Origin of the sequence: Streptomyces sp. ISL-98 (assembly GCF_018614055.1) — a bacterium.
Classification (GTDB): Bacteria; Actinomycetota; Actinomycetes; order Streptomycetales; family Streptomycetaceae; genus Streptomyces; species Streptomyces spiramyceticus.
Genome location: NZ_JAGGPB010000068.1, coordinates 90,274 through 99,877, shown reverse-complemented (window position 1 = coordinate 99,877; position 9,604 = coordinate 90,274). Strand labels below are relative to the sequence as shown.

Here is a 9,604-nt window from a genome sequence, read left to right as displayed (position 1 = left end):
GACCCCCCCCCCCCCCCCCCCCCCCCCCCCCCGCAGTTGGGCCGGTCCCCCCGGTGGGTCGGGCTAGTCCCAGCCGCCCGCACGCCCGCGCTTCGTCTCGCTGCGCGCCTTCTTGTTGCGCAGGCGGCGCTCGTTGATGCCTCGGGGGATCTTCTTGGCCTTGCGGGGCTTGGGCGGCGGCGCCGTCGCTTCGGCGAGCAGGGCTGCCATCCGGACGAGCGCGGTCTCGCGGTTGCGCCACTGCGAGCGGTGCTCGGACGACCGTACGGAAACGACGCCGCCCACGAGCCGGGCCGCGAGCCGCTCCAGCGCACGCTCCTTCCAGACCGGCGGCAGCGCTTCCGTCTTGGCGAGGTCGAAGCGCAGCTCCACTTGCGAGTCGCTGGTGTTGACGTGCTGTCCGCCGGGTCCGGACGACCTGGAGAAACGCCACATGAGCTCTGGCTCGGGCAGGGAGACAGAACCGCGGATGATGTGGGGACCGGACATGTGTCCAATGATCCCGTGCTTGCGGCGGTCGCGTCACCCTCTTTTCGGCTTACGGGGGAACTGGGCGGCGTCCTGTCCGCGTTATGACGGGTGACGGTAGCTTCGGATCCGACATGTGCTGCGAAGCCCGCACGACTTCAAGGAAGAGGACATCCCGATGGCTGTAAGTCTGTCCAAGGGCGGCAACGTCTCGCTCACCAAGGAGGCCCCCGGCCTGACCGCCGTCACGGTCGGACTCGGCTGGGACGTCCGCACGACCACCGGTACGGACTTCGACCTCGACGCCTCCGCGATCGCGGTCAACCCCACCGGCAAGGTCTACTCCGACGGCCACTTCGTCTTCTTCAACAACAAGTCGACGCCGGACCAGACCATCGTCCACACCGGTGACAACCGCAGTGGCGAGGGCGCCGGCGACGACGAGGCGATCAACGTGAACCTGGCGGGCCTGCCCGCCGACGTCGACAAGATCGTCTTCCCGGTCTCGATCTACGACGCCGAGAGCCGCTCGCAGAACTTCGGCCAGGTGCGGAACGCGTACATCCGTATCGTCAACCAGGCCGGCGGCTCCGAGATCGCCCGCTACGACCTGAGCGAGGACGCCGCCACCGAGACCGCCATGGTCTTCGGCGAGCTCTACCGCAATGGCGCGGAGTGGAAGTTCCGCGCGGTCGGCCAGGGTTACGCGTCCGGTCTGACGGGCATCGCCCAGGACTTCGGCGTCAACGTCTAACGTCCGACGTATGCAGGTGTGTTACTGAGAGGCCCCGGCCGATGCTTAGGTTCTAGCGGCCGGGGCCCTCTCGCGTCTGCGCGCCAAGTAGCCGTACGGGGCCCCGACTTCGGTCGGGGCCCTGTGCCTTTCCCGCATAACGGACAGAGGTCCGCACCTTTCGGACAAGAACCGGTCAAGAACTTGTCGAGTCACTGTCAACGACCGTTCATTCGGTGACATTCTCTCTCGCGCCGCCCCCCACGGCCCGATTGAAGGAGTCCGAGTGAGCCAGCAGTCCCCCGCTCCCCGCGCCCTCTCGCGCAAGACCGCGGTCCGCGCCGCCGCACTCGCCGCCTCGGCCGCCATGGTCGTAGTCGGCGTACAGGCCGGTTCCGCCACCGCCGCCCCCGAGGCCGCCGACCGCGCGACGGCTGCCACCGCCCTCCCGCTCAGCGCCTCCCAGCGGGCCGCCGCCGTCAAGGACGCCCAGGCGGGGGCCGCTGCCACCGCCGGGAAGATCGGGCTCGGCGGCAAGGAGAAACTCGTCGTACGCGACGTCATCAAGGACGCCGACGGCACCGTGCACACCCGCTACGAGCGGACGTACGACGGCCTGCCCGTCCTCGGCGGCGACCTCGTCACCCACACACCGCCAGGAGCGGCGCGCTCAAGGGCGTCGACAAGGCCAGCAAGTCCCGTATAGCCGTGGCGTCGACGGACGCCGCGATATCCACCGCCACCGCGAAGAAGTCCGCGCTCGCCGCCTCCGGCGAGAAGGACACCACGGCCAAGGCGCCGCGCAAGATCGTGTGGGCCGGGAACGGCTCGAAGCCCGTCCTCGCCTTCGAGACCGTCGTCACCGGTCTCCAGCACGACGGGACGCCCAGCGAACTCCACGTCATCACCGACGCCACCACCGGCAAGAAGCTGTACGACTTCGAGGCCATCGAGACGGGCTCCGGCACCGGCCAGTACAGCGGCACCGTCACCCTCGGCAGCTCCACCGGCGGCTCCGGCTTCACCCTCACCGACGCCACCCGCGGCGGACACAAGACGTACGACCTGAACCAGGGCACCAGCGGCACCGGCACCCTCTTCACCGACGCCGACGACACCTGGGGCGACGGCACCCCCGCCAACCGCCAGACCGCGGCCGTCGACGCCCACTACGGCGCCGCGCTCACCTGGGACTTCTACAAGACCCAGTTCCAGCGCAACGGCATCAGAGGCGACGGCGCCGCGGCGTACTCCCGCGTCCACTACGGCAACGCGTACGTCAACGCCTTCTGGTCCGACCAGTGCTTCTGCATGACCTACGGCGACGGCGCGGCCAACCAGAAGCCGCTCACCTCGATCGACGTCGCGGGCCACGAGATGACCCACGGCCTCACGTCCGCCACCGCGGGCCTGCGCTACAGCCGCGAGTCCGGCGGCCTCAACGAGGCGACCAGCGACATCCTCGGCACGTCCGTGGAGTTCTACGCGGCGAACAGCAGCGACGTCGGCGACTACCTCATCGGCGAGAAGATCGACATCCGCGGCAACGGCACCCCGCTGCGCTACATGGACAAGCCGAGCAGGGACGGCAATTCCGCCGACTACTGGTCGCGCAACGTCGGCCGCCTCGACGTCCACTACTCGTCGGGCCCGGCCAACCACTTCTTCTACCTGCTGTCGGAGGGCAGCGGCGCGAAGACCATCAACGGTGTCTCCTACGACTCCCCGACAGCCGACGGCTCGACGCTCACCGGCATCGGCCGGGTCAAGGCGTACCAGATCTGGTACAAGGCCCTCTCCACCTACATGACTTCGTCCACCGACTACGCGGGCGCGCGCGTCGCGACGCTCAAGGCGGCGGGCGACCTGTACGGCGCGAGCAGTGCGGAGTACCAGGCGGTCGCGGCCACCTGGACCGCGATCAACGTGAAGTAGCGGGTTTCTTCTTGCCGTAGAGCCAGGTGTCCCAGAGGGCCTTCAGGTCCTTGCCGGACTTCTTCTCGACGTACGCCGTGAAGTCGTCCGTGGACGCGTTGCTGTGGCGGTGGGTGCTTGCCCAGCCCCGGACGATGCCGAAGAAGGCATCGTCGCCCACCGCCTCACGCACCTTGTGGAGCACCATCGCGCCGCGCCCGTAGACGGGGTCGCCGAAGAGGTCCGCCCCGGAGGGCGGCTCGGCGGGCGGGAAGGCCCAGTTGGCCTTGTTGTCGAAGGCCTCGGCAAAGTTGCGGTCGGCGGGAATGTTCGCGAAGTCCTCGTCCCAGAGCCATTGTGCGTACGTCGCGAAGCCCTCGTTGAGCCACATGTCCCGCCAGGACTTGGGCGTGACGGAGTTGCCGAACCACTGGTGGGCGAGCTCGTGGACGAGCAGCCCGTCGGAGGGCGGGCCGGGGAAGACCGGCTTCGTCTGGGTCTCCAGTGCGTACCCGGCGTCGCCGTCCCGCTCGACGATCGCGCCGGCCGACGAGAAGGGGTAGGGGCCGAAGGTCTTGATCCCCCACTCGACGATGTCCGGGATGCCGGCGATGCTTTCGGCGCTGCCCTTGGCGACGGCCGGGTCGACGGCGGTGAACACGGGCAGTCCGGACGGGGTCCGGGTCGCCCTCGTCTCGAACTTCCCGATGGCGACAGTGGCGAGGTAACCGGCCATCGGTTCGCCGGAGTGCCACGCGAAGGCCGTCCGGTCGCCCCGGGTGCGCTCGCTCCTCAACTCCCCGTTGGAGATGGCCCTCAGCCCCTTGGGGACGGTCACCGTGATGTCGTACGACGCCTTGTCGCTCGGGTGGTGGTTGCCGGGGAACCACGCCATGGACCCGAGCGGCTCGCCGAGCGCGAGCGCGCCGTCCGCCGTCCGCAGCCAGCCCTCTTCGGATTCGTCCGCGTCGGTGATGGTGGCCGGCCGGCCGGAGTAGCCGACGACGGTACGGAAGGTCTCGCCGTCGGTGGGACCGGCGCCGGAGCGCGGGGTCAGGGTCAGCTCGTCGCCCGCGCGGCTGACGACGGCCTTCTGGCCGTCGACGGTCGCGGAGGTGACGTTCATGCCGTGCAGGTCGAGGTTGAAGGCGCTGAGGTCCTGGGTGGCGCGGGCGGTGATCTCGGCGGTGGCCTCCAGGCGGTGGGCCTTGGGGTCGTAGTCGAGGGTCAGGGCGTAGTGCGTGACGTCGTAGCCGCCGTTGCCGAGCTCGGGGAAGTACGGGTCGTGTACGCCGGGGGCGCCTGGTGTGCCTGATGCGGCGGTTGCGCGGCCGTTGGCCTCACCATTGGCGCTGGTGGTGCAGGAGGTGAGGGCGAGGAGGGCGGCAACGGCGGCCGGGGCACAGCGGCGTACGCGAGTCCATTGATCCACACCAGGGATCTTATGCGTGGATTACGCCGCTTTCCCGGCCGCAGGCCGCCCGCCTTCGCACTCGGGCTGCCTACTTGGCCAGCGCCGCGACACCCGCCTGCGCGAACTTCTCGTCCAGGTCGCCGCTCGGCGCACCGGCCACGCCGATGCCCGCGATCGGAGCGCCATTGACCTGCACCGGGGCGCCGCCGGCGAGGAAGAGGGTGCCGGGGATGTCCTTCAGGTTGGGGGCCGTGGCGAGGCGCTTGACCAGCTCCGAGGTGGGCGCGTTCCAGGAGACCGCGGTGAACGCCTTGCGCTCGGCGGACTCGTAGGACTGCGGGCCCGCGCCGTCGCCGCGCAGGGTGACGACGGTGTTGCCGTTGCGGTCGACGACGGCGACGGTGATGCGCTGGTTCTCGCTCTCGGCGGCCTCCAGGGTGGCCTGGGCGGCCCGGGTGGCGGCGGCCACGGTCAGGTGGGTGGACTGCTGGAGGTTCTCAGAAGAGGGCGCGGCGTGAGCCGCTCCAGTGGAGCCGGTGCTTGCACCGGGGGTGTCGGCCTTGACGGCGACGGCGGGCGCGGCGGCGGGCTCGGTGGCGTTCGCGGACATCGCGCCGAAGGTGCCTGCGCTGAGGGCGGCAGCGGCGACGGCACCGGTCAGGACACGGGCGCGCAGCGAGAGCTTCTTCATGGTGGCTCCAAGGGGGTGGTGTGTTCGGCCTTGCTGTCTCTGCCATCGATCCTGGTGCCGCCACCGGGCCCGTACGGTCGGCGTACCGGCTACGTCTCCGTCAGCCGATCGGTTGATGCGGGTCTGGTCCCGCCGGGTCACCATGGGGACGTAAGCGCAGGTCAGCAAGGAGAGAACGGTGCAGCCGCAGCACGACCGGCACGACCCCGACGCGCGCTGGCTCGCGCCCGTGATGCACGCGGCGTTCTTCCTGCTGCTCGGCGCCTCGCTCGCCCGGTTCCTGCTGCGGCACCCCGGCGAGGCGCGCACCCCGTGGATCATCGCGCTGAGCATCACGCTGGCGCTGCTGTACGTACTGGGGCCGGTCCTGGGCCCCACCGCCGTCACCACTGCCCCTACCGCCCCCGCCGCCTCCCGCCCCGCGCCCCGTCGGCTGGTCTGGCTGGGCGCGGTCGTGGCCGTGTGGGTGGTGCTGGTCGTCCTTGCGCCGAGCTTCGCCTGGTGCGCGGTGCCGCTGTTCTACACGGGGTTGCGTACGCTCCCGTCGCGCGCCGCACTCGCCCTGGTCGCGCTGCTCACCGCGTTCGTGGTCGCCGCGCAGCTCCAGCTGGCGCAGGGCGGCTTCGACCCGAACCTGGTGGTGGCGCCGCCCGCGGTGGCGGCCGTCGCGACCGCCGTGTTCGTCCACATGCAGCGGCAGGCCGCGCGGCAGCGCACGCTGATCGACGACCTGATCCGTACACGCCGCGAACTGGCCGCCACCGAGCGGCGCGAAGGCACGCTGGCCGAGCGCCAGCGTCTCTCCATGGAGATCCACGACACCCTCGCCCAGGGCCTGTCCAGCCAGCAGATGCTTCTCCAGGCGGCGGACCGGACGTGGGACGCGGACCCGGAGACGGCCCGCCGCCATGTGCGTACGGCGGAATCGATCGCGGAACGCAACCTCGCCGAGGCCCGCCGCTTCGTCCACGACCTGGCCCCCGCCGACCTGGCGGAGGGCGGCGGACTGGAGGAGGCGCTGCGCAGGGTGGCGGCCCGCGAGTCGGCGGCGTTCCGCGTCGACGGGACGCCGGCCGTGCTGCCCGACCGGGTGCAGTCGGCGCTGCTGCGGATCGCCCAGGGCGCGCTGGCGAACGTACGGGAGCACGCGAACGCGCGGGCGGCGGCGCTGACCCTGACGTACCTGGGCGACCAGGTGGTCCTGGACATCGCCGACGACGGCACGGGCTTTGTGGAAGCCACGTCCGCTTCCACCGGCGGCGTACGCGGCCACGGCCTGCCCGCGATGCGGGCCCGCGTGCGCCAGCTCGGCGGCACCCTGACGATCGAATCGGCCCCCGGCGAAGGCACGGTGCTGTCCGCCGCGATCCCCCTGGAGCACACCTCGTGACCGCGTCTTCGACCGCACCTGTACGCATCCTGCTCTGCGACGACCACGCCGTCGTACGCGCCGGACTGCTCGCACTCCTGGGCAGCGAACCGGACATCGAGGTCGTCGGCGAGGCGGGCAGCGGCGAGGAGGCGGTGGCGATGGCCGCGAAGCTGACCCCGGACGTGGTCCTGATGGACCTCCAGCTGGGCGCGGGCATCGACGGCGTGGAGGCCACCCGCCGTATCGCCCCGACCGGCGTCCACGTCCTGGTGCTCACGACGTACGACACGGACGCCGACATCACCCGAGCCATCGAGGCGGGCGCCACCGGCTACCTGCTGAAGGCCGAACGCCCCGAGGAACTCTTCGCGGCGATCCGCTCGGCCGCCCAGGGCCGCACCACGCTGTCGCCGCCGGTCGCCAGCCGCGTGATGGACCGGATGCGCGGGGCGGGTCGGCCGACGCTGACGGAACGGGAGACGGACATCCTGGGCCAGCTCGCGCACGGCCTGGGCAACCGGGAGATCGCCCGCGCTCTGTTCATCAGCGAGGCGACGGTGAAGACCCACCTGGGCCGGATCTACGCCAAGTTGGGCGTGGACACCCGCTCGGGCGCGGTGGCGGTCGCGAAGGAGCAGCGGCTCCTCCCGTGAGCGCGGGTCCCTCCGCCGGGAGGCGGAGAGGGTCCGCCGCAGGGGAGGAAGCGGAGCTGCCCGGCGCGGGGCGAGCCTGTACCCCATGACAACAGCCACGCCGGCCAGGGCATCCACGACAGACGCGACGGACACGAGCGACACGAGGGACACGACAGCCAGGGCGAGCGTCGCGCCGCCCGCGCCCCGCTGGGCACGCCGCACCGCCCACGCGATCGTGCTGTGCGCGGTCCCCTCGGGCCTGTGGCGCCTCGCGATGGCCTCCGGTATCTACGTCGGCTACAGCGACGAGGTGCTGCGCGACGTCTACGGCATCCCTGGCTGGGGCATCGCCTACGTCGTGGGCCTGGCGATCGTCCAGGAGTGCGCCGCGCTGGTCCCGCTGCTGCTGGTGAGCGACCGGCGGCGGCTGCCTCGCCCGAGGGCGGTCGCCGGGGCGGCAGGGGCGATTTCGCTCCTGGTGACCCTGTTCGCGCTGAGTCAGCTGGTGCTGCTGTTCTTCGTCGAGGGCGACCCGAACATGAGCGGCAACTGGAACGTCCTGACAGGTCTCTGTTACGCCCCCCTGTTCGCCGTAGGCCCGCTTCTTGCCGCCGTGGCCTGGTCGTACGGGAAGCGCCACGGGGCATGACACCATCGACCACGTGCTCGACATCGGCTACTCCCTCTCCCGCCGCTTCCCGGACCCTCCGCAGACGGACTACCGGCGTGCCGGCGTGCACGACCTGCGGCACGACCTCTTCTGCGGCGACGTGTACCTCGCGGACACGAAGGCGGACCGCGAAGTATCCACAGCCTGGGGATGGGTGCCGGTGCTCGACTTCGCGTGGGCGCTGTGCGACATCGTCGAGCAGCTCGACCAGGATCCGCGCGGCAGCCGGTCGGCGAAGCCGCAGTACGCGGAGCTGGACTTCACGGAGTCGACGGACCGGATGCTCTTCGAGCGGCGGTTCGGCTGGGTCGACATCGAAGCCGACTGGATGCCGGTCGAGGAGGCTCCGCTCACCTTCAGCCACCGGCTGCTGCGGCGGGAGGCGCGGGACTTCCTGCACGACCTGATCGCGGACCTGACGGACATGCACGACGGCCTGGCGGACAACCCGGCGATCTGGGACCTGCAGGCGAGATTCCCCCGGGTGCAGTCTTAACCCCCGGGCACTCTCAGCCCCTGGGGGTCCCCTGGACGTAGTCCATGGGGGAGTTTGAGGACCGGGGTCCGGGGCGGAGCCCCCACGCGGCGGCAGCCGCAAAATGTCACAGCCGGGAAGGGGCGGGGAGGGGAAACCGCCGCAGGCAACCCGCACCGGGGCCGCACACCGCACCCGCGCCGCAAGCACCCGCACGCGCACCGGCGCCCGCGTACCGTACGCGCCGCACACCCCACCGCACCCGCGCCGCAAGCAACCCGCACAACCGAACCGGTCGCACCCCACCGCACCCGCGCCGCAAGCACCCGCACGCGCACCGGCGCCCGCGTACCGTACGCGCCGCACACCCCACCGCACCCGCGCCGCAGGCAACCCGCACCACCGAACCGGTCGCACCCCACCCCACGCACCCCACCGCACCCGCGCTCAGGCAACCCGCACCGGGCGCCCGCGCACCGCACCCGCATCTGCGCCCGCACCCGCACCCGCACCTACTCTCCCCCCGCCCCCTCCACCCGCACCCCCATCTCCGCAGCAAACGCCGAAGCCAAGTCCACCAGCTGCGCCGGACTGATCACGGCCCCCGCCAACCGCCCGACCCCGCGCGCAATCTCCAGCTCCGCGACCGCCCGCAGATCGACATCCCGCATCGTCACGCCCGTAAAGTCCACCCCCCGCAGCACGCAGTCGCGGAACTCCACCCGCTCCAGCCGCGCACTCCCGAAGTCCGGCTCGACCAGCACGCAGCCGTCGAAGACGACGTCCTTCAGGTGCGCCGTACGCAGGTTCAGGTAATCGATCTTCCCGCCGCGCACCAGCACCCGCTCCAGGGACGCCCCGTGCAACTGGACCCCGCCCAGCCGCGCGTCGATCACCTCCACGTCGCGCAGTGACGCCTCGGCCAGGTCCGTGCCCACGCCGCGCACCCCGTCCAGCACCGAGTCGACGAAGCGCGCCCGGCCCAGCAGGGTCTCGTCGAGTGCGACGCCGTAGAGCCCGCAGTCCATGAAGCGCGCGCCGCGCCCCTCCTGCCCCACCAGGTCCAGGTCCCGGAACTCGACCCCGTCGTAGTCCCCCTCCGACTCCAGCTCCCCGCCCCCGAAAGGCGCGAGCGGCGGCAGCCGCACCTCGGGCCGCCGTACGGGCCGTACCACCGGGACCGGGGACTTCTTCGCCTTCGTGTTCCGTGCCATCCACCCATGCTGGACCAC

9 protein-coding genes and 1 pseudogene are annotated in these 9,604 nt (G+C 71.4%); 6 read left to right on the top strand and 4 right to left on the bottom strand.

Annotation, left to right across the window (positions count from 1 at the left end; translation table 11 throughout):
- Window positions 1–63: 63 nt before the first annotated feature.
- A complete protein-coding gene (gene arfB / locus J7I98_RS34985; RefSeq protein ID WP_214929089.1) occupies window positions 64–498 on the bottom strand; it encodes an alternative ribosome rescue aminoacyl-tRNA hydrolase ArfB in 435 nt (144 codons plus the stop codon).
- Window positions 499–646: 148 nt separating this feature from the next.
- Between arfB and J7I98_RS34980 the strand changes: the two genes are divergently transcribed.
- Entirely contained in the window at window positions 647–1,222 is a 576-nt protein-coding gene (locus J7I98_RS34980) for a TerD family protein (RefSeq protein WP_214929088.1), read from the top strand.
- A gap of 346 nt (window positions 1,223–1,568) precedes the next feature.
- A pseudogene (locus J7I98_RS34975) lies at window positions 1,569–3,136 on the top strand (M4 family metallopeptidase).
- Here the strand turns inward: J7I98_RS34975 and J7I98_RS34970 are convergent.
- Window positions 3,123–4,547: a M1 family metallopeptidase gene (locus J7I98_RS34970; protein ID WP_214929078.1), complete on the bottom strand. Its 1,425-nt coding sequence runs from the start codon at window positions 4,545–4,547 to the stop codon at window positions 3,123–3,125. The pseudogene J7I98_RS34975 and the gene J7I98_RS34970 overlap by 14 nt on opposite strands.
- Window positions 4,548–4,617: 70 nt before the next feature.
- On the bottom strand, window positions 4,618–5,220 hold the full coding sequence (locus tag J7I98_RS34965; protein WP_214929077.1) for a heme-binding protein: 603 nt from the start codon (window positions 5,218–5,220) through the stop codon (window positions 4,618–4,620).
- A 232-nt stretch (window positions 5,221–5,452) separates the two neighbouring features.
- Between J7I98_RS34965 and J7I98_RS34960 the strand changes: the two genes are divergently transcribed.
- From J7I98_RS34960 to J7I98_RS34945, 4 genes are all read left to right on the top strand, one after another.
- Window positions 5,453–6,610, top strand: a complete 1,158-nt coding sequence (locus J7I98_RS34960; RefSeq protein ID WP_214929087.1) for a sensor histidine kinase — start codon at window positions 5,453–5,455, stop codon at window positions 6,608–6,610.
- Window positions 6,607–7,245 carry a response regulator transcription factor gene (locus tag J7I98_RS34955; RefSeq protein ID WP_214929076.1) on the top strand — a complete coding sequence of 213 codons (639 nt, stop codon included), beginning with the start codon at window positions 6,607–6,609 and terminating at the stop codon, window positions 7,243–7,245. Before J7I98_RS34960 ends, J7I98_RS34955 begins: the two co-directional genes overlap by 4 nt.
- Before the next feature lie 85 nt (window positions 7,246–7,330).
- Window positions 7,331–7,876: a hypothetical protein gene (locus J7I98_RS34950; RefSeq protein WP_251021626.1), complete on the top strand. Its 546-nt coding sequence runs from the start codon at window positions 7,331–7,333 to the stop codon at window positions 7,874–7,876.
- A 13-nt stretch (window positions 7,877–7,889) separates the two neighbouring features.
- The gene (locus tag J7I98_RS34945) at window positions 7,890–8,393 is read left to right on the top strand and encodes a hypothetical protein (protein ID WP_214929075.1); all 504 of its coding nucleotides are present in this window, start codon (window positions 7,890–7,892) and stop codon (window positions 8,391–8,393) included.
- Between the two features lie 491 nt (window positions 8,394–8,884).
- On the opposite strand, the gene J7I98_RS34940 is transcribed toward J7I98_RS34945, so the two are convergent.
- Window positions 8,885–9,586 carry a pentapeptide repeat-containing protein gene (locus J7I98_RS34940; protein ID WP_214929074.1) on the bottom strand — a complete coding sequence of 234 codons (702 nt, stop codon included), beginning with the start codon at window positions 9,584–9,586 and terminating at the stop codon, window positions 8,885–8,887.
- Between the last annotated feature and the right edge of the window lie 18 nt (window positions 9,587–9,604).

What these genes read in the sequence shown, in the direction of transcription:
- J7I98_RS34980 (WP_214929088.1), top strand. Translation starts at nt 647, where the DNA reads ATGGCTGTAAGTCTGTCCAAGGGCGGCAACGTCTCGCTCACCAAGGAG.
- J7I98_RS34960 (WP_214929087.1), top strand. Translation starts at nt 5,453, where the DNA reads ATGCACGCGGCGTTCTTCCTGCTGCTCGGCGCCTCGCTCGCCCGGTTC.
- J7I98_RS34950 (WP_251021626.1), top strand. Translation starts at nt 7,331, where the DNA reads ATGACAACAGCCACGCCGGCCAGGGCATCCACGACAGACGCGACGGAC.
- J7I98_RS34940 (WP_214929074.1), bottom strand. Translation starts at nt 9,586, where the DNA reads ATGGCACGGAACACGAAGGCGAAGAAGTCCCCGGTCCCGGTGGTACGG.
- J7I98_RS34965 (WP_214929077.1), bottom strand. Translation starts at nt 5,220, where the DNA reads ATGAAGAAGCTCTCGCTGCGCGCCCGTGTCCTGACCGGTGCCGTCGCC.